General features: G+C 69.1%; 15 protein-coding genes and 1 riboswitch. Of the genes, 12 read left to right on the top strand and 3 right to left on the bottom strand.

The genetic code is table 11. The features are described 5' to 3' along the window. Positions 1-3: 3 nt before the first annotated feature. The 4 genes from AC31A1_RS00695 (at position 4) to AC31A1_RS00710 (ending at position 3,941) form a co-directional block, all read left to right on the top strand. The gene (locus tag AC31A1_RS00695) at positions 4-207 is read left to right on the top strand and encodes a cold-shock protein (RefSeq protein WP_019056860.1); all 204 of its coding nucleotides are present in this window, start codon (positions 4-6) and stop codon (positions 205-207) included. A gap of 180 nt (positions 208-387) precedes the next feature. Beyond that, entirely contained in the window at positions 388-1,956 is a 1,569-nt protein-coding gene (locus tag AC31A1_RS00700) for a DEAD/DEAH box helicase (RefSeq protein ID WP_489651272.1), read from the top strand. A gap of 64 nt (positions 1,957-2,020) precedes the next feature. After that, positions 2,021-2,335 (top strand): SCO5918 family protein, encoded by a 315-nt coding sequence (locus AC31A1_RS00705; protein WP_489651273.1) that lies wholly within the window; start codon positions 2,021-2,023, stop codon positions 2,333-2,335. A gap of 160 nt (positions 2,336-2,495) precedes the next feature. Continuing rightward, positions 2,496-3,941, top strand: coding sequence for a glyceraldehyde-3-phosphate dehydrogenase (locus tag AC31A1_RS00710; protein ID WP_405976052.1), 1,446 nt, complete (start codon positions 2,496-2,498; stop codon positions 3,939-3,941). 100 nt (positions 3,942-4,041) lie between these two features. Here the strand turns inward: AC31A1_RS00710 and AC31A1_RS00715 are convergent, their stop codons facing one another. Then, complete coding sequence (locus AC31A1_RS00715; RefSeq protein WP_489651318.1) at positions 4,042-6,105, bottom strand: DUF1996 domain-containing protein; 2,064 nt, start codon at positions 6,103-6,105, stop codon at positions 4,042-4,044. 334 nt (positions 6,106-6,439) lie between these two features. Next, a riboswitch (cyclic di-AMP (ydaO/yuaA leader) is annotated at positions 6,440-6,613 on the top strand. A gap of 8 nt (positions 6,614-6,621) precedes the next feature. On the opposite strand from AC31A1_RS00715, the gene AC31A1_RS00720 reads away from it, so the two are divergent. After that, positions 6,622-8,265, top strand: a complete 1,644-nt coding sequence (locus AC31A1_RS00720; RefSeq protein ID WP_489651274.1) for a C40 family peptidase — start codon at positions 6,622-6,624, stop codon at positions 8,263-8,265. Positions 8,266-8,462: 197 nt separating this feature from the next. After that, the gene (locus AC31A1_RS00725; RefSeq protein WP_489651275.1) at positions 8,463-8,921 is read left to right on the top strand and encodes a hypothetical protein; all 459 of its coding nucleotides are present in this window, start codon (positions 8,463-8,465) and stop codon (positions 8,919-8,921) included. Position 8,922: 1 nt separating this feature from the next. Here the strand turns inward: AC31A1_RS00725 and AC31A1_RS00730 are convergent, their stop codons facing one another. Further along, entirely contained in the window at positions 8,923-9,786 is an 864-nt protein-coding gene (locus tag AC31A1_RS00730; RefSeq protein WP_489651276.1) for an endonuclease/exonuclease/phosphatase family protein, read from the bottom strand. A 158-nt stretch (positions 9,787-9,944) separates the two neighbouring features. Between AC31A1_RS00730 and AC31A1_RS00735 the strand changes: the two genes are divergently transcribed. From AC31A1_RS00735 to gndA, 3 genes are all read left to right on the top strand, one after another. After that, positions 9,945-10,478, top strand: a complete 534-nt coding sequence (locus AC31A1_RS00735; RefSeq protein ID WP_489651277.1) for a GtrA family protein — start codon at positions 9,945-9,947, stop codon at positions 10,476-10,478. Positions 10,479-10,697: 219 nt separating this feature from the next. Then, positions 10,698-11,075, top strand: coding sequence for a hypothetical protein (locus AC31A1_RS00740; protein ID WP_489651278.1), 378 nt, complete (start codon positions 10,698-10,700; stop codon positions 11,073-11,075). Positions 11,076-11,219: 144 nt separating this feature from the next. Next, positions 11,220-12,689, top strand: a complete 1,470-nt coding sequence (gene gndA, locus AC31A1_RS00745; RefSeq protein WP_489651279.1) for an NADP-dependent phosphogluconate dehydrogenase — start codon at positions 11,220-11,222, stop codon at positions 12,687-12,689. Between the two features lie 64 nt (positions 12,690-12,753). Here gndA and AC31A1_RS00750 read toward each other — a convergent pair whose 3' ends face one another. Continuing rightward, positions 12,754-13,749 carry a LacI family DNA-binding transcriptional regulator gene (locus AC31A1_RS00750; RefSeq protein ID WP_489651280.1) on the bottom strand — a complete coding sequence of 332 codons (996 nt, stop codon included), beginning with the start codon at positions 13,747-13,749 and terminating at the stop codon, positions 12,754-12,756. Between the two features lie 293 nt (positions 13,750-14,042). On the opposite strand from AC31A1_RS00750, the gene AC31A1_RS00755 reads away from it, so the two are divergent. The 3 genes from AC31A1_RS00755 to AC31A1_RS00765 are packed head-to-tail and all read left to right on the top strand — an operon-like array spanning position 14,043 to position 17,310. Continuing rightward, positions 14,043-14,969: a carbohydrate ABC transporter permease gene (locus tag AC31A1_RS00755; protein ID WP_317773859.1), complete on the top strand. Its 927-nt coding sequence runs from the start codon at positions 14,043-14,045 to the stop codon at positions 14,967-14,969. A 3-nt stretch (positions 14,970-14,972) separates the two neighbouring features. After that, positions 14,973-15,923 (top strand): carbohydrate ABC transporter permease, encoded by a 951-nt coding sequence (locus tag AC31A1_RS00760; protein WP_489651281.1) that lies wholly within the window; start codon positions 14,973-14,975, stop codon positions 15,921-15,923. A 46-nt stretch (positions 15,924-15,969) separates the two neighbouring features. Beyond that, positions 15,970-17,310: an ABC transporter substrate-binding protein gene (locus tag AC31A1_RS00765; protein ID WP_489651282.1), complete on the top strand. Its 1,341-nt coding sequence runs from the start codon at positions 15,970-15,972 to the stop codon at positions 17,308-17,310. Positions 17,311-17,387 lie beyond the last annotated feature (77 nt).

The following is a 17,387-nucleotide window of genomic DNA, read 5'->3' on the forward strand; positions in this document are numbered from 1 at the left end:
AAAATGGCCAGTGGCACCGTGAAGTGGTTCAACGCGGAAAAGGGTTTCGGCTTCATCGAGCAGGACGGTGGCGGCGCTGACGTCTTCGCCCACTACTCGAACATCGCCGCCCAGGGCTTCCGCGAGCTGCAGGAGGGTCAGAAGGTGACCTTCGACATCGCGCAGGGCCAGAAGGGCCCGACGGCCGAGAACATCGTTCCTGCGTAACGACGACGTTTACTTCGCAGCTGGGGCCCGCACCTTGGGGTGCGGGCCCCAGCTCGCTGCATTTTCCAAGCTTTCGGCGATATTCCGCCGAAGCCACCGGCTCGTTCTTGCGATTCTCTGCGCCGTTCATTCACCGCGGGAATTCCTTGATACGTGCCATATCAAGGAAGGTTCCACATTTTGAACCGCGCACGTACAAATGACCGCTTCTCGCGAAAGCGTAATGGAAATCCGGAATCCGGAAAGAGCGGCGGCTACCGCTCGGCAGCCCCGTCCGGCAACCGGTCCGGCGCGCCGCGCCGCTCCAAGGGCGGCGGTGGTCGACCGGCCGCCCTGCAGGGCGAGTTCGCGCTGCCGAAGACGGTGACCCCCGGCCTTCCCGCCGTGGAGGCGTTCGCCGAACTCGACATGCCGGCCAAGCTGTTGGCCGCGCTCGGCCACGAGGGCGTCACCGTCCCGTTCCCGATCCAGGCGACGACGCTCCCCAACTCCCTCGCCGGCCGTGACGTGCTCGGCCGCGGCCGCACCGGCTCCGGCAAGACCCTCGCCTTCGGCCTCGCGATGCTGGCCCGTACGGCGGGCCGTCGCGCTGAACCGCGAGCGCCCCTTGCCCTCGTCCTCGTCCCCACCCGCGAGCTGGCCCAACAGGTCACCGACGCGCTCACCCCGTACGCCCGGGCCGTGAGCGTCCGTATGACCACCGTCGTCGGCGGTATGTCGATCGGCCGCCAGGCCGGTGCGCTGCGCGGTGGCGCGGAGGTCGTGGTCGCGACTCCGGGACGCCTCAAGGACCTCATCGAGCGCGGCGACTGCCGGCTGGACAGTGTCTCCATCACCGTCCTCGACGAGGCCGACCAGATGGCCGACATGGGCTTCATGCCCCAGGTCACCGCGCTGCTCGACCAGGTGCAGACGGGCGGCCAGCGGATGCTGTTCTCGGCCACCCTGGACCGCAACGTGGACCTCCTGGTCCGCCGCTACCTGACCGACCCCGTCGTCCACTCCGTCGACCCCTCCGCGGGCGCGGTCACGACGATGGAGCACCACGTCCTGCACGTGCACGGCACGGACAAGCAGCGTGCGACCACCGAGATCGCGGCGCGCGAGGGCCGGGTCATCATGTTCCTGGACACCAAGCACGCGGTGGACCGGCTGGTGAAGCACCTGCTGAACAACGGCGTCCGCGCGGCCGGTCTGCACGGCGGCAAGTCCCAGCCGCAGCGCACCCGCACGCTCGCCCAGTTCAAGGACGGGCATGTGACGGCGCTGGTGGCGACCAACGTCGCGGCGCGCGGCATCCACGTCGACAACCTCGACCTGGTCGTCAACGTCGACCCGCCCACCGACCCCAAGGACTACCTGCACCGCGGCGGCCGTACGGCCCGTGCGGGCGAGTCCGGCAGTGTCGTCACGCTGGTCACCCCCGACCAGCGCCGTGACTTCACCCGGCTGATGACCGCGGCCGGCGTCACCCCGGAGGTCACCGCGGTGCGCTCCGGCGAAGAGGAGCTGACCCGGATCACGGGCGCCCAGGCCCCGTCCGGCGTCCCGGTCGTCATCCAGGCCCCGGTCGTGGAGCGCGAGCGCACCCGTCGTAGCCCGTCCTCCTCGTCGTCCCGGGGCCGTCGTGGCCGTCCGGCCGGCGAGGGCGGCCGGTCCGCCGGTGGCGCCGCGCGACGCGGCGGAAGCGGCGGCAGCGGAAGCAGCAGCCGGGGACAGCGACGGTCGTCCTTCGGCCCTGCGGCCTGAGGACCAACTCGGCGCCTTCGGGCGCCCGTTCGGCCCCCGATCCTCCTTCTCTCTGTGAGGCAACATGCGCTGTGTCATCGCCCGGTATCCCTTCGACCTCACCAAGATGGGTGTCCTGGAGACGATGAAGGGCATCAAGCCCGAGCTGATCACGGGTGAGTCCGTGACCATCGGGCGGCGCCGCTACCCCGTCAAGCAGGTGGGGCAGGTCATCACCCGGCAGGACCCCCGTGACTTCAACAGCGGCGAGGTCGTCCGGGCCATGACCCGGCTCGGCTTCACCTGCCACGGCCTGCCCGAGGTCGTGCCCGTGCACGTCCTCACCCCGCTGGAGAACGCGTCGGCGCTGCTGGGCAGCGGCGCGATCCAGGACGTGTAGCAGCTGCACCAGTACAGCCAGAGGGGGCCCTGCCGACGCGCGTCGGCAGGGCCCTTTCGGCGTTCCCACAGCGGTCCACGGGCCGGGCGGCACCCCTACCGAACGGGCAGATGAACAGCGGGTTAGCATATGAGCGCCGCCTAGCTCGAAAGAGAAATCTGTGCCTGTCAACGAGGACTCGTTCACCAACTGGAAGACCCGCGAGGAGATCGCGGAGTCGATGATCCCGATGATCGGGAAGCTGCACCGCGAGCGGGACGTCACGGTCCTGCTGCACAGCCGCTCCCTGGTCAACAAGTCGGTGGTCAGCATCCTCAAGACCCACCGGTTCGCCCGCCAGATCGCCGGCGAGGAACTCTCCGTCGTCGAGACCCTCCCCTACCTGCGGACGCTGACCACGCTCGACCTGGGCCCTTCGCAGATCGACATCGGCATGCTCGCCGCGACCCACCGGAGCGACGAACGCGGGCTCTCCGTCGAGGAGTTCACCGCCGAGGCCGTCGCCGGCGCCACCGGCGCCAACAAGATCGAGAGCCGCGAGGGCCGCGACGTCGTCCTCTACGGCTTCGGCCGCATCGGCCGCCTGGTCGCCCGCCTGCTCATCGAGAAGGCAGGCTCGGGCAACGGCCTGCGGCTGCGCGCCGTTGTCGTACGCCAGGGCGGGGAACAGGACATCGTGAAGCGGGCCTCGCTGCTGCGCCGGGACTCGATCCACGGCCAGTTCCAGGGCACGATCACCGTCGACGAGGCGAGCAACACGATCATCGCCAACGGCAACGAGATCAAGGTGATCTACGCGGGCGACCCGTCCGAGGTCGACTACACGGCGTACGGCATCAAGGACGCCATCCTCATCGACAACACGGGCAAGTGGCGTGACCGGGAAGGACTTTCACAGCATCTGCGGCCGGGCATCGACAAGGTCGTGCTGACCGCGCCCGGCAAGGGCGACGTCCCCAACATCGTGCACGGCGTCAACCACGACACGATCAAGCCGGACGAGCAGATCCTGTCCTGCGCGTCCTGCACGACCAACGCGATCGTGCCGCCGCTGAAGGCGATGGCCGACGAGTACGGTGTGCTGCGCGGCCATGTGGAGACCGTCCACTCGTTCACCAACGACCAGAACCTGCTGGACAATTACCACAAGGCCGACCGGCGTGGCCGCTCGGCGCCGCTGAACATGGTGATCACCGAGACCGGTGCCGCCTCCGCCGTCGCCAAGGCACTGCCCGACCTGAAGGCGCCGATCACCGGCAGCTCGATCCGGGTCCCGGTGCCGGACGTCTCGATCGCGATCCTCAGTCTGCGGCTCGGCCGCGAGACCACCCGCGCCGAGGTCCTGGACTACCTCCGTGACGTGTCGCTGACCTCGCCGCTCAAACGGCAGATCGACTTCACCACCGCCCCCGACGCGGTGTCGAGCGACTTCATGGGCTCGCGCCACGCCTCGATCATCGACGCGGGCGCCACCAAGGTCGACGGCGACAACGCAATCCTCTACCTCTGGTACGACAACGAGTTCGGCTACTCCTGCCAGGTCGTCCGGGTAGTCCAGCACGTCTCCGGGGTCGAGTATCCAACGTATCCCGCACCGGCTGTCTGAGCCTTCCGCCTCGGCGCGCCGAACGTGTGACGGCCCGGCCACCCCCAAGTGCGGGCGGCCGGGCCGTCGTTGTCACAGACGTGCACAGATGTGCGGTGTGTCAGCGTGTACTGCGCTTACCTCGGTACAGCACGACGAATCCGGCGACGAGCAGCAGCGCACCGGCCACCGCGGGCCACAGATTCGCGCCGGTCTCCGCCAGCCCGCCCTGCGCCTGCGGCTGGTTGGGGCTCACGGCGGCGTAACTCTCCCCGCCCGAGGACGAAGCGGGCGGCGTCGTCACGGCGCTGCCGACCTCACCGCCGGAGCCGTTGTCCGAACTCCCCTGCGTCTCGGACGACTTGGACCCCTCGGTCTTCGTGTCGGCCTTGGGGACCGAGACGGCGGTCGTCAGGTCACCGGGGTCGGTCGTCTGGGTGTCGGTGGGCTCGGGGGCGTTGGTCTCGGTGTCCGGGGCGCTCGTCGCGGGATCCGCGGTGGCCTGGCCGCCGTTGCCGGTGTTCCCGCCGTTGCCGCCGTTCCCCTCGTTGCCGCCGTTCCCGGCGGGCTCGTCGGACGCCGTGGCCGTGGGCGCCGCCGTAGCAGTGTCGGTGGCCGACGGGGACTCCTGCGGCTCACCGGAACCCCCACCGGACCCGGAGCCGCCACCCGAACCTGAGCCGTCACCGGAGCCAGAGCCGTCGCCCGAGCCCCCGGGGTCGTTGCCCGTCCCGGCGCCGCACTTCTCGCCGTTGTTGATGCAGTTGACCATGTCCTTCATCAGGCCCTCGTCGAAGACGTTGATGAAGTCGCCGTGGTCCGTGACCGGCTTGTGCTGCTGCTCCGGGAAGGAGTCCACCGCGAACAGCGGGGTCGTCTTGCCGCCGTCCTGGAGGCTCGGCGCGTCCACGTCGTAGACGATCCGCTGCACCAGCTGCGGAATGGCCTCGAAGCCCGCCGGGCAGGAGCCGTCGGCGGCCTCGAAGGCCACGTGGGTGCGGTGGTTGGCGCTGTCGATGTTGCGGCCGTCCCAGCAGCTCTGGAACTTGAAGGTGCGCACCACGTCACTGCCCGCGGGGCACAGCGGGTACTTGTCCTTGAGCTGCCGGTCCTCGAACCCGGTGCAGCTCCAGGAGGCGTTGGCGTTGGCCGGGCCGTTCACGAAGGCCTTGGCGTCGCCGGTGATGATGCGCAGGAGGCGCGGCATCGCGACGACCTTGCTCTTCGGGTTGCCCACGAACGTCAGCGTGGCAGCCTTCGCGGTGACGATCTCACCGGAGTTGCCCTCGGTGCCGCCGCCGGGCTTGTCGGCGTCCTGCTCCTGCTTGCCGTTCTGCAGGCGCAACACGGGCCAGTAGTACGTGGACTTGTCGCCCGGGTTCTCACAGCTCGTGTTCGCCTTCGCCAGGTCGTCGTCGCTGGCGAACGCGTTGTTGGACTGGTTGCCGATGTAATCGTGGAAGTGGTGGGCGCCGTTGGTGACTCCGGGCGCGACGATCACGTTGTCGGAGTTGAACAGGCCGTTCTCGTTCACGCCGCACGCGGTGACGAACGTTCCACTGGAGGCGTCGGCCTGATCCTGCGGGGTGTTCACGTTGGGCTGTACGGAGGTGATGTCCGCGTAGTCCGAGGCGACGGGCCCGTTGGTGGACGGCTGGTTGCCCTGCTGGCCCTGGCCGTCGCCCTGCTGCTGGTCCTGGCCGGTCGGGTCGGCGCTACCGCTCTGATCGCCCCCGCTGCCGTTCTCGTCGCCGTTCGTGGGGGCGATCAGCGTGCAGCCGGCGAGTGCGTCGAGGCCCTCGGGGCGGTCCCCGACACGGGCGATGGCGTCGTCGATCCGCCCGATGGTCGCGGCCCGCTTCTCCTTCAACGGATTCATGATCGCGTTGTCGGCGAAGGAGGCGTCCTGGCGTATGGACTCCGTCGAGTCCTTCAGTTTCTGGTAGGCCTCGGTTATCTGCTGGTCCAGAAGCGCGAGTTGGGCGTCTACCTCCGTCTTCGCCTCGTCCGGGACGGTCGTCAACTGGGTACCGATGTCCGGGCAGTCGATCGTCGCACCGCTCGACGCCGCATCGGGAGACCCTTGCTGGGACGAGTCACCGCCCCAACCGCCTTCGGACGCCGACGCGTAGACGTTCGCCGCCACCAGTCCTCCGCCGCCCAGCATCAGGGCGACTGCTGCCATCGTCGCGCGTCGTGCGCCCGTGGGGCGTCTGCGCGTGTTGCGTGCCAAGGAAGTTGCTCCTACACGTATCGGTCGGCCCGGATCGTCCCGGCATGGAAATCCCCCGTTCCAATACGGAGCCGGATGCCAGTGCGTTCAACCGTCCCAGAAATTCATATCGACCTCATATGGATCACCCGGCCCGGCGGGCTCATGAGCCCAGGACACGTTTGGGAGAGGTAAAGGTCACAAAAACGTATCGGACATATCGCGCTTCAACCTTCACACGAGGCACACACGTTGGCTAAGTTGACGCTCAGACCGTACGACCTACTCCGGCGATCAGCGCCGGGCCGCACGGTTTGCGCCGAATCCGGTGTGTCGCTCGCGACAGCCGGAACCGGGGACCCAACCGACTTGGGGTGAATCGGCCCAACTGCTCGTCCGGGCAAGGGTCGTAGGGCAATCCTTCCGTGATCGACCGCCCGAACCCGACAGCTAACCCGGTAGGCGCGATTCGGAAGGAGCACGTCTGCCATGCCGGCAGAACGAAGTACGCGCACCGGAGGCAGTGGCCCCACCGTGGACGACCGACCCAGCCGTGACGAAGTGCAGCGGCGGATCAACTCCCTTTACGACAGGGCCGAGACTGCCACCGGAAACTACAACGCCACGCGCAAGATGTCCGGGGGTCCGCGCAAGCGTGTCGAGCCCCGCCCCAGCGCGTCGCGTCCTTCGGACCCCGCTCTCGACGCCGTCACCAAGCAGTGGTTCGACCGGGCTCGTGCCCAACTCGGCCCGACCGTACCGGCGGTCCTCCCGCCAGGCAGGACTCCCGCCCGTCCGATGGCGGCCCGGGCCGAGCGTCCCGAACGACGCCCCGAGCCCGAGGGCGGCGCCCGGGCGCTCGAAGCACAGCCCGGCCGCGCCGTGGCCGAACTGACCGCGGGGACCGGCGCACCGGAGCCCGCTGCCCCTCAACTTGCGGCGCCCGTCGCGGAGTTGATGCCCGCGCCGGTCGCCGCCCTGCCGGCCGCCGCGCCGCAGGCACCCCAGATGGCCCAGATGGGTCAGCTGCCCCAGGCGACCGTCCTCGACCTGCCGCCCATGCCCGCCGTGGAGGCACCGCAATTCGCCGTCGCGGCCGCCCCGGAGCCGGCCTTCGACCCGCTCACCGCCGACCTGGAGCTGCTCCCGTACATCGCCGCACCGCGCACCGAACCGGCCCCGGCGAGTGCTACCTGGCCGCCTCCGGTGGCGAGCTTGTCCGCTCCGGAGACGACTTGGTCGACCGGGTCGATGCCCATGGTCCCCGAACAGCAGATGTGGTCGACCGGGCAGATGCCCGTCGTGGCCGAGCAACAGACCTGGTCCACGGGGCAGATGCCCGTCGTGCCCCAGCAGGCTTGGTCGACCGGGCAGGTCCCCATGGTGACCGAGCAGCCGACCTGGTCCACCGGGCAGATGCCCGTCGTGGCCGACCAGCCGGCCTGGTCCACCGGGCAAGTCCCCCTGGTGACCGAGCAGCCGACCTGGTCCGCCGAGCAGTTCCCTGTGGCAACGGAGCAACCCGCCTGGTCCACCGGGCAGATTCCGATGGTGCCCCAGCAGCCCACCGGGTACACCCCGCCGGAGCCGGACTGGCGCCCGCCGCAGCAGGAGTGGCAGCCGACCCCGCCCGCCGCCGAGGTCTCCTTCGCCGCGGCCCCGGCCGTCGCTCCCGAGTTCACCCTGCCCACGGCGCCGACGATGGCCCCGGAGATCACCCTCCCCCCGCCGACCGTCAGCCCGGCACCCGCCGCAGCGCAGGACCCCACCACGCTCAGCAAGACCAGCACCGCGCTCGCCTTCGCCCGCGCACAGATCGGCAGGCCCTGCCTGTGGGGCGCGGCGGGACCGGACGCGTACGACTGCTCCAGCCTCACCCAGGCCGCCTGGAAGGCAGCGGGCGTCCTCCTCCCGCGCACCGCCCAGGAACAGTCGGGCGCCGGCGCCCTCGTCCCACTCACCGACATCCGCCCCGGCGACCTGATCTTCTTCTACGACAGCATCGACCACGTCGGCCTCTACACCGGCAACGGCCTGATGATCCACGCGCCGAGCCCGGGTACGCCGATCCGCGAGGAGTCGATCTTCTACGCCGGTGCCGCCGCCATCCGGGGCGCCGTACGGCCCGCCTGATCCGATCGGGGCCGGGCATTTCCCGGCCCTGACCGCACACCCCGCGACACTCCCGGCCAACCGCGTCATAGACCCGTACGAGTGGTGCATCCTGGGACACGGTCGTAGCGTCGACAGAGACACGACGACCGCGCCCCGGCAGGCGGGCCCACCGCTGGTGCGGGGCGACGAGGACGAAGAGGCGGCCGGGAGCGGACATGTACAAACACACCATGGTCGGAATCGTCACGCTCTGTGCCGCGGCCCTGCTCGGGCCGGCCGTCGGCACCTCGTCGGCAGCCCCGACCACGGTCCCGGTGACCGCCCACCGACAGCTCCAGGACCCCGTGCTCGTCGACTGCCTGTGGCATCCCCAGGTGCGCCCCACCGACTTCATGCTCGCCTGCGGCGACGGCAACAGCCGCCTCACGTCGATGCGTTGGACGTCCTGGAACGACAACTCCGCGACGGCCACGGGCGTCAACTGGGTTAACGACTGCAAGCCCTATTGCGCGGTGGGCACGTTCCACTCGTTCCCGGTCGCCGTCCGGCTCGACACCCCGCAGATCTGGAAGCGGCATCCGCAGGCGCGGCAGTACACCGAGATCACCCTGACGTACCCCGGCGCGCGGCCGGACAAGTTCCAGCACACCGTGACCTACCCCCTCTGGAACTGACTCAGAGCGCCAGCTCCACCACCAGCGGCCGGTGATCCGAGATCGCCGTCCTCGGTGCGTGCGCTGTCCTTACGGCGGCCGCGCCGAGCCCCGTCGCCAGGATGTGGTCGAGCTGCACGAGCGGCCGGTGCGAAGGAAAGGTCGCCCGCCGCGCCGAACTCCGCCAGCCACGCGGCGCGGTCGCGTTCAGGGTGAGCCGGGGAAGGGCCCCGAAGAGGTTGAAGTCGCCCATCAGCACCTGGGGTTGGGGCAGATCGGCGATCCAGCGGCGCACGGTGCGCAGTTGCCCGATGTTCCACCCCGGCACGAACGAGAGATGGACGGCCACGACGGTGAACGGGCCGTGGGGACCTTGCAGTACGGCGGCCAGGGCGGCCCGGGGCTGATCCCGGGCCAGCACCGGAGCGGCCCGCCCGGCCACCCGCAGCGGCATGCCGAAGGGCGCCGCCGGGAGCTGTAGGGCCCGCCACTCGTGGACCGGGAGCCGGGAGAGCAACGCCAGTCCGTGCGAGGGGACTTCGGGCCGCTGCTGCCCCTCGGGGCCGTAGACGCGCATCCCGGGTTCGGTCGGGTCGGAGACCCAGCCCCGGCCCGGCACTGAACGGCAGTGCAGCGCGGTCGCGTATCTCCAGTCGCGTGCGCCCATCGCGTCGGCGGCGACCGCCGCCTGATCGACACCGCCCGACCGTTCCTGGAGACAGTCGATCTCCTGGAGCGCCACCACATCGGCGTCCAGCGCCGCGACGGCTTCGGCGAGGGGCGCCGAGGGATCGCCGGGGGCAACGGGGTCCGGGCGCCCGTCCGGCTGGATCCGCCGGCCGTGCAGCACGTTGAACGTCGCGCATCTCACCAGTAACTCACCCATGATCAGGCCGCATTGTACGTAGGTCGCCTGTGGGACGGTCTACCCCGCCGCGAAAATCTACTTGCGTAACTCAACGAATCTGCTATAGTTGAGTAAGTCAAGCAAACTTACGCGGCCGCATCACAGAGGCGCAGCGTACGGAGCGGATGGAGACCGCCATGGACGACGCGCCCCGGACCCCGGCCGCCCCCGGTCCGCTCGCCTCCTTCGCCCGGTTCGTGGCGCTGGGCGGCGGTGTCGGGCTCCTCGCCGGCGGCGCCGTGGCCCTGCTGGCCGAGCGGCTGCCCTGGGCACTGGCGAACGCGCTGATCACCGTCGTCTCCACCCTCCTGTGCACGGAACTCCACGCCCGTTTCACCTTCGGCTCGGGCCGGCACGCCGGATGGCGCCGGCACTGGCAGTCGGCGGGCTCGGCCGCGGCGGCCTACGTGGTGACCTGCGCCGCGATGTTCGTCCTGCACCTGGTGCAGTCGTCGCCGGGGATGCCGACCGAGCAGATCGTGTACCTCGGCGCTTCAGGACTCGCGGGTTTCGCCCGGTTCCTGCTGCTGCGGCTGTATGTCTTCGCCGGCGGTCCGACCCGGACGGCGGCCGACGGATCGTGGCAACTCCGGCGCCTTGAGGGCATGTTGGAGACTCCGGCCGCCGTAGGAGCCTCGCAGCGGCGACAGTTCGCACTCGCCTCCCCCTGACGTCACGCCATGACCAGTTAGGCTGACCGTTTCCGATTCACAGGCGGCGGGGGCATGTTCACCAAACAACTGGTAGTGGGCGGACTGACAGCACTTCTGATCGGAGCGCTCAGCGCATGCGGGGGCGGAAGCGGAAGCCACGACAGCACGCGATCCGCGTCCGGCGTCGGGCAGGGCAGTTCGAGCACCCCGCAAAAGACCCGGCCCACCCCCGACACCGTGACCGGGCTCCGTGACCAGCTCCGGCATCTCGCCAAGCAGACGACGAAGGGCACCCGGCCGCACATCGTCACCAAGTGCACGCCCGCCACCAAAAAGGTCCGGCACACGTCCAGTTCGGGATCGGGGTCCAAGAAGAAGACCCGCACCTGGTACACCACGGAGCAGTACCGGAAGTGCAAGAAGGTACACAGCGGCACCGAGACGTACACCCGGACCGTCCGCAGGGAGCGGTGGTGCGTGCGCCTCGACGACGTCGGCGGCAACACCGCCAAGGACGACGTCTGGTACCAGGTCACGCGCGCCGTCTACGACGAGGTCCGCACCGCGGACGACCACGCGCGCGTGGAATTCACCCCGGCCGGAACGGGTTGCTGAGAGGTAGGTCCGACTGCGGGGCGCCGGAACGAATGACGAATCGGGTTCCCGGACTTCGAGTCAATTCGTGATCACAGACGTACCTGCGGTCATGGGCGCCCCGCGCCGACCCACCACGTCACCGACCCGGAGAACAGGCACCCCATGAACGCATCCGCACCGCACAACCCCGCCGCCGACGGAACCGCCCAGATCGGTGTCACCGGCCTGGGCGTGATGGGCCGCAACCTGGCCCGCAACTTCGCGCGCAACGGTTACACGGTCGCCGTCCACAACCGCTCGCCGCACCGCACCCATGAGTTGATGAAGGAGTACGGCGACGAGGGTGCCTTCGTCCCGGCCGAGACGGCACAGGAGTTCGTGGCCGCGCTCGAAAAGCCCCGGCGCCTGATGATCATGGTGCAGGCCGGTCCGGCCACCGATGCCGTGATCGACGAGTTCGCCGCGCTCATGGAGCCCGGCGACATGATCATCGACGGCGGCAACGCCCACTTCGCCGACACCCGCCGCCGCGAGGCCGCCCTGCGCGACCAGGGCCTGCACTTCGTCGGTGCCGGTGTCTCCGGCGGCGAGGAGGGCGCGCTGAACGGGCCCTCGATCATGCCCGGCGGTTCGGCGGAGTCGTACGCCGTGCTGGGTCCGATGTTCGAGTCCGTCAGCGCGAAGGTCGACGGTGAGCCCTGTTCCACGCACATCGGGACCGACGGCGCCGGGCACTTCGTCAAGATGGTCCACAACGGCATCGAGTACGCCGACATGCAGCTCATCGCCGAGGCGTACGACCTGCTGCGCCAGGTCGGCGGCTACACCCCGGCCGAGATCGCTGAGATCTTCCAGCGTTGGAACGAGGGGCGGCTCGGTTCCTACCTGATCGAGATCACCGCCGAGGTCCTCGGCCACACCGACGCGGAGACCGGCAAGGCGTTCGTCGACATCGTCACCGACGCGGCCGGTCAGAAGGGGACCGGTCGCTGGACCGTGCAGACCGCGCTGGAGCTGGGCTCGCCGGTCACCGCGATCGCGCAGGCCACCTTCGCACGCGCCTCGTCCAGCCAGGGCGACCTGCGCGCCGCCTACCGCGGCCTGCCCGGCGGCACCACTCCCCCGCTGAGCCGCACCGAGGCCGACCGGTTCACCGCCCAGGTCGAGCAGGCGCTGTACGCCTCGAAGGTCATCGCCTACGACCAGGGCTGGAAGATGATCCAGGACGCGGCGACCGAGTTCGGCTGGTCGATCGACCTGGCCGCGGTCGCCGGGATCTGGCGCGGCGGCTGCATCATCCGCGCCTCCTTCCTCGACCGTATCCGTGCCGCGTACACGGCCGACCCGGGGCTGGTCAGCCTGCTGGGCGAGGAGCGCTTCGCGCAGGAGATCGGCGACGCGCAGGTCCCCTGGCGTGAGGTGGTCGCCTCCGCGGCCCGCCGCGGCATCCCCGTCCCGGCGTTCTCCGCCGCGCTCTCGCACTACGACACGCTGCGCGCCGACCGGCTGCCGGCGGCCCTGCTCCAGGGCCAGCGCGACTTCTTCGGCGCCCACACCTACGGCCGTACGGACCGCACCGGTATGTTCCACACGCACTGGTCCCGGCCCGGCCGCCCGGAGACGACGGCCTGAGCCGTCCGCGCACGACGTTCCGGCCCTCCTGCTCAGGCAGGGGGGCCGGAGTTCTTTGCGCCCGCTACGCGTCGGCGGTGGCGGGCGCTGCCGTGCTGTCGCGTATGACGAGCTGCGTGGGCACCAGTGTGGTGCCGTGCTCGTCGCCGTGCTCCCGCATCCGCCGTAGGACACCCTCGACGCACAGGCGGCCGACCTCGGCGAAGTCCTGGTGGACGGTGGTCAGGGGCGGCAGGAAGGAGCCGGCCTCGGGGATGTCGTCGAAGCCGATCACGCTGACGTCCTCGGGGATGCGCCGGCCGCGCTCGTGCAGGGCCCGCAGGAGGCCCAGGGCCATCTGGTCGTTGGCCGCGAACACCGCTGTGCAGTCGGCCTGTTGGGCGAGTTCCAGTCCCACGTGGTAGCCGGACTCCGCGGACCAGTCGCCGCGTACGACGGGGGGTACGGGCCGTCCCGCGTCGGTGAGTTCGGCGCTCCAGGCGTCGGCGCGGCGCTGGGCCGCGAAGGACTCCTCGGGGCCCGCCAGGTGCCAGACAGTGCGATGGCCGAGGTCGAGGAGATGGCGCACGGCGGCTCGCGCGCCGCCGTTCTGGTCGGTGTCGACCACGCTGTAGCGATCGCCCGCGTCCGAGTCGGCGACGACGACCTGGACATGGGGCGGCAGGGAGATGGTCGCCGCGTCCAGGAGGTGGACCTCCATGATGGCGATGACGGCGTCGACGGCGAGTTCGCCCAGCCGGGAGAAGGCGCCGCGCACCTCGTCCTGGGTGGGCACGGCGACCGGCAGGAGCGTGACGGCGTAGCCCTCGTGCGCGGCGGAGGTGGCGATCGCCTCCAGGGTGCGCATGTTGCCGGTGGTGGAGAGGTTGAAGGTGATCACGCCGATGGTGCGGAACTCACCTCGTTTCAGCGCGCGGGCCGCGCTGTTGGGCCGGTAGCCCAGCTCCTTCATGGCGGCGAGGACCTGCTGCCGCGTTTCCTCGTTGACGCCCGCGAAGCCGTTCGACACGCGGGAGACGGTCTGTGACGACACGCCGGCGACGCGTGCGACATCCGCCATGGACGCGCTCGGGGCGCGTCTCGACGACCGTTTCCCGCTGCGTCTGCGTGGCTTCTCCGTACCGCCCGAGGCACCGTCCACTGTGTCCACCTGTATCCCTCACATATCGATCCGATCGCCTCGGCCGTGTTTCACCAAACGACCCTTGACCACCGACATTGGGGCAGTGTAGACATGCCGCCATCAGATGTTTACGTAAACATAACAGGCCGGGGCCGTTGCGGACCGGGCTGTTTACGCAACATCGCGACGGCGTGTGACGCCGGTTCCGAGATGGACGAGCGAGGAACTACATGACGACGCTTCAACCCCCTGCGGCCGCGACTCGGCCTCCTACCAGGCCGTCGGCGAAACGCGACCGCCGTTCCTGGACAGGGTGGGGTTTCATCGGACCCTTCGCGGTGGTCTTCGCCTTCGTCTTCCTGGCTCCGATCGCGTACTCGATCTACCTGAGTCTCTTCCGCGACCAGCTCATCGGCGGCAACCACTTCGTCGGCCTGGACAACTACAAGCAGGCCTTCCAGGACGACCAGTTCTGGTCCTCCCTGGAGCGGGTCTCGCTGTTCCTGGTGATCCAGGTGCCGATCATGCTCGGCATCGCCCTGTTCGTGGCGCTCGCCCTGGACAGCGGCCGGCTCTTCGGCCGGGACTTCTTCCGGATCTCGATCTTCCTGCCGTACGCCGTGCCCGCCGTGGTGGCCACCCTGATGTGGGGCTTCATGTACGGCACCCAGTTCGGTCTGGTCGGTGACATCAACAGCGCCTTCGACGTCACGCTGCCCGACCCGCTCTCCGCGCACCTGGTGCTGGCGTCGATCGGCAACATCGTGACCTGGGAGTTCGTCGGCTACAACATGCTGATCTTCTACTCGGCGCTGCGGGTCATCCCGACCTCGCTGTACGAGGCGGCGGAGATCGACGGCGCCGGGCAGTTCCGCGTCATCACGGCCATCAAGCTCCCCGCGATCCGAGGCGCCCTGGTCATCGCGACGATCTTCTCGATCATCGGCAGCTTCCAGCTCTTCAACGAGCCGAGCATCCTCCGCCCGTTGGCGCGCAACGCGATCACGACGGACTACACGCCGAACTTCTACACGTACTCACTGTCCTTCAACGGACAGCAGCACAACTACTCAGCGGCGGTCGCCATCATCATGGGGCTGATCACCATGATCATCGCCTACGTCGTGCAGCTCCGCGGCATGCGCAAGGGAGCCTGAGCCATGAGCACCCCCGTCACCACCGCCTCTCCCTCCGCGTCCGCGCCGTCCGGCAGCGGCCACAAGGGCGCGCCCCGACTGCGCACCCCGCGCAAGAAGCACTCCCCCGGGCGCCCCAAGCGCAGTGTGCTGCTGACCGTGCTGACCGGTCTGATCCTGGTCTACACCGTGGTGCCGCTGCTGTGGCTGGTCATCAACGCGACCAAGACGCAGCAGGGACTCGCCGACTCCAACGGCCTGTGGTTCGCCCACCACTTCGCCCTCTGGTCCAACATCCACGACACGTTCACCTACCACGACGGCATCTTCGTCCGCTGGCTGCTGAACACCCTGCTCTACGTCGTGCTCGGCGCCGGCGGTGCCACCTTCCTGTCGATCCTCGGCGGCTACGCGCTGGCGAAGTTCAACTTCCCCGGGAAGCGCGCCATCTTCGCCGTGGTCATCGGCGCGGTCGCCGTCCCGGGTACGGCCCTCGCGGTGCCGACGTTCCTGATGTTCAGCAAGATGGGCCTGACGGACACCCCGTGGGCGGTGATCATCCCCTCGCTGGTCTCGCCGTTCGGCCTGTATCTGATGTGGGTGTTCGCCACCGAGGCCATCCCCGTCGAACTCCTCGAAGCGGCGCGGATCGACGGGGCGGGCGAAATCCGTACCTTCTTCCAGGTCTCGCTGCCGCTGCTGGCCCCCGGTGTCGTGACGGTCCTGCTGTTCACCACGGTCGCGACCTGGAACAACTACTTCCTGCCGCTCATCATGATCAAGAACCCGGACTGGTACCCCCTGACCCTGGGCCTGGACGCCTGGAACTCCCAGGCCCAGACGATCGGTGGTGACGTCATCTTCAACCTGGTGATCACGGGTTCGCTGCTCACCATCGTGCCGCTGATCGCCGCGTTCCTGCTGCTGCAGAAGTACTGGCAGTCCGGGCTCGCCGCCGGAAGCGTCAAGGAATAACCCAACCCTCAAGTAGTCCCACCCACGAAGAAGTGGAAGCACCTCCATGCGCAGAACCACCGGCCGCCTGCTGCGCGGCATGGCCATCCTCTCCGTCCTCGGTCTGGGGGCGACCGCCTGCGGCGGCTCCTCCGACGACAGCTCCAGCACGAAGGCGGTCTCCGCCTCGGACATCCAGGCGGCTCTCAAGAAGGGCGGCTCGGTCACGGTCTGGGCCTGGGAGCCCACGCTGAAGACGGTCGCCGCCGACTTCGAGAAGAAGTACCCGAAGGTCAAGATCAACCTGGTCAGTGACCGGTCCGGCGACAAGCACTACACCGCGCTGTCGAACGCGATCGCGGCCGGCAAGGGCGTCCCCGACGTCGCCCAGGTCGAGTACTTCGCGCTGAGCCAGTACTCCCTCACCAAGGGCCTGACCGACCTGGCGCCCTACGGCGCCGACAAGCTGGCCTCCAAGTACACGGCCGGTCCGTGGAACGCGGTGAGCGACGGCTCCAAGGTCTACGGCCTGCCGATGGACTCGGGCCCGATGGCGATGTTCTACAACAAGAAGGTCTTCGACAAGTACAAGATCGCCGTCCCCACCACGTGGGACGAGTACGTCGTCGCGGCCCGCAAGCTGCACAAGGCCGACCCGAAGGCGTACATCGCCAACGACGCCGGTGACGCCGGCTTCACCACCAGCATGCTGTGGCAGGCCGGTTCGCGCCCCTACAAGGTCGACGGCACCAAGGTGACGGTCAACTTCGAGGACGCGGGCGCCAAGAAGTACACGGAGACCTGGCAGAAGCTGATCGACGAGAAGCTCCTCGCGCCGATCAACGGCTGGACCGACGACTGGTACAAGGGCCTCGGTGACGGCACCATCGCCACCCTGACCACCGGCGCCTGGATGCCCGCCAACTTCGTCAGCGGTGTCGCCGGTGCCTCCGGTGACTGGCGCGCGGCCCCGATGCCGCAGTGGACCGCGGGCGCCAAGGCCAGCGCGGAGAACGGCGGTTCCTCCCTCGCCCTGCCCACCCTGGGCAAGAACAAGGAACTCGCCTACGCGTTCGTCGAGTACGCCAACGCCGGCGCCGGCGTCCAGACCCGCGTGAACGAGGGCGCCTTCCCGGCCACCAAGGCCGAGCAGCAGTCCGCGGCGTTCCAGAACAAGACGTTCCCGTACTTCGGCGGGCAGAAGGCCAACCAGATCTTCGCCCAGTCCGCGTCCGAGGTCGCTTCCGACTGGTCGTACCTGCCCTTCCAGCAGTACGCCAACTCGATCTTCAACGACACCGTCGGCAAGGCCTACATCTCGGGCACCACGCTGGCCCAGGGTCTGAAGAGCTGGCAGGACGCCTCGGTCAAGTACGGCAACGAGCAGGGCTTCACGGTCAACAAGTGACCCGCTCGAAGTAACCGGCTCGAAGAAGTAGCCGGCACCACCTCGGGAGCCGCCGCTGAGCGGCAATCGCTCAGCGG

This window comes from Streptomyces sp. P5F9, from assembly GCF_057961495.1.

Excerpts from the sequence above, each read along its gene's own strand:
- AC31A1_RS00715 (WP_489651318.1), bottom strand. The coding sequence starts at position 6,105 with ATGGCAGCAGTCGCCCTGATGCTGGGCGGCGGAGGACTGGTGGCGGCG.
- AC31A1_RS00705 (WP_489651273.1), top strand. The coding sequence starts at position 2,021 with ATGCGCTGTGTCATCGCCCGGTATCCCTTCGACCTCACCAAGATGGGT.
- AC31A1_RS00735 (WP_489651277.1), top strand. The coding sequence starts at position 9,945 with ATGGACGACGCGCCCCGGACCCCGGCCGCCCCCGGTCCGCTCGCCTCC.
- AC31A1_RS00730 (WP_489651276.1), bottom strand. The coding sequence starts at position 9,786 with ATGGGTGAGTTACTGGTGAGATGCGCGACGTTCAACGTGCTGCACGGC.
- AC31A1_RS00765 (WP_489651282.1), top strand. The coding sequence starts at position 15,970 with ATGCGCAGAACCACCGGCCGCCTGCTGCGCGGCATGGCCATCCTCTCC.
- AC31A1_RS00695 (WP_019056860.1), top strand. The coding sequence starts at position 4 with ATGGCCAGTGGCACCGTGAAGTGGTTCAACGCGGAAAAGGGTTTCGGC.
- AC31A1_RS00750 (WP_489651280.1), bottom strand. The coding sequence starts at position 13,749 with ATGGCGGATGTCGCACGCGTCGCCGGCGTGTCGTCACAGACCGTCTCC.
- AC31A1_RS00760 (WP_489651281.1), top strand. The coding sequence starts at position 14,973 with ATGAGCACCCCCGTCACCACCGCCTCTCCCTCCGCGTCCGCGCCGTCC.
- AC31A1_RS00755 (WP_317773859.1), top strand. The coding sequence starts at position 14,043 with ATGACGACGCTTCAACCCCCTGCGGCCGCGACTCGGCCTCCTACCAGG.
- AC31A1_RS00725 (WP_489651275.1), top strand. The coding sequence starts at position 8,463 with ATGTACAAACACACCATGGTCGGAATCGTCACGCTCTGTGCCGCGGCC.
- gndA (WP_489651279.1), top strand. The coding sequence starts at position 11,220 with ATGAACGCATCCGCACCGCACAACCCCGCCGCCGACGGAACCGCCCAG.
- AC31A1_RS00720 (WP_489651274.1), top strand. The coding sequence starts at position 6,622 with ATGCCGGCAGAACGAAGTACGCGCACCGGAGGCAGTGGCCCCACCGTG.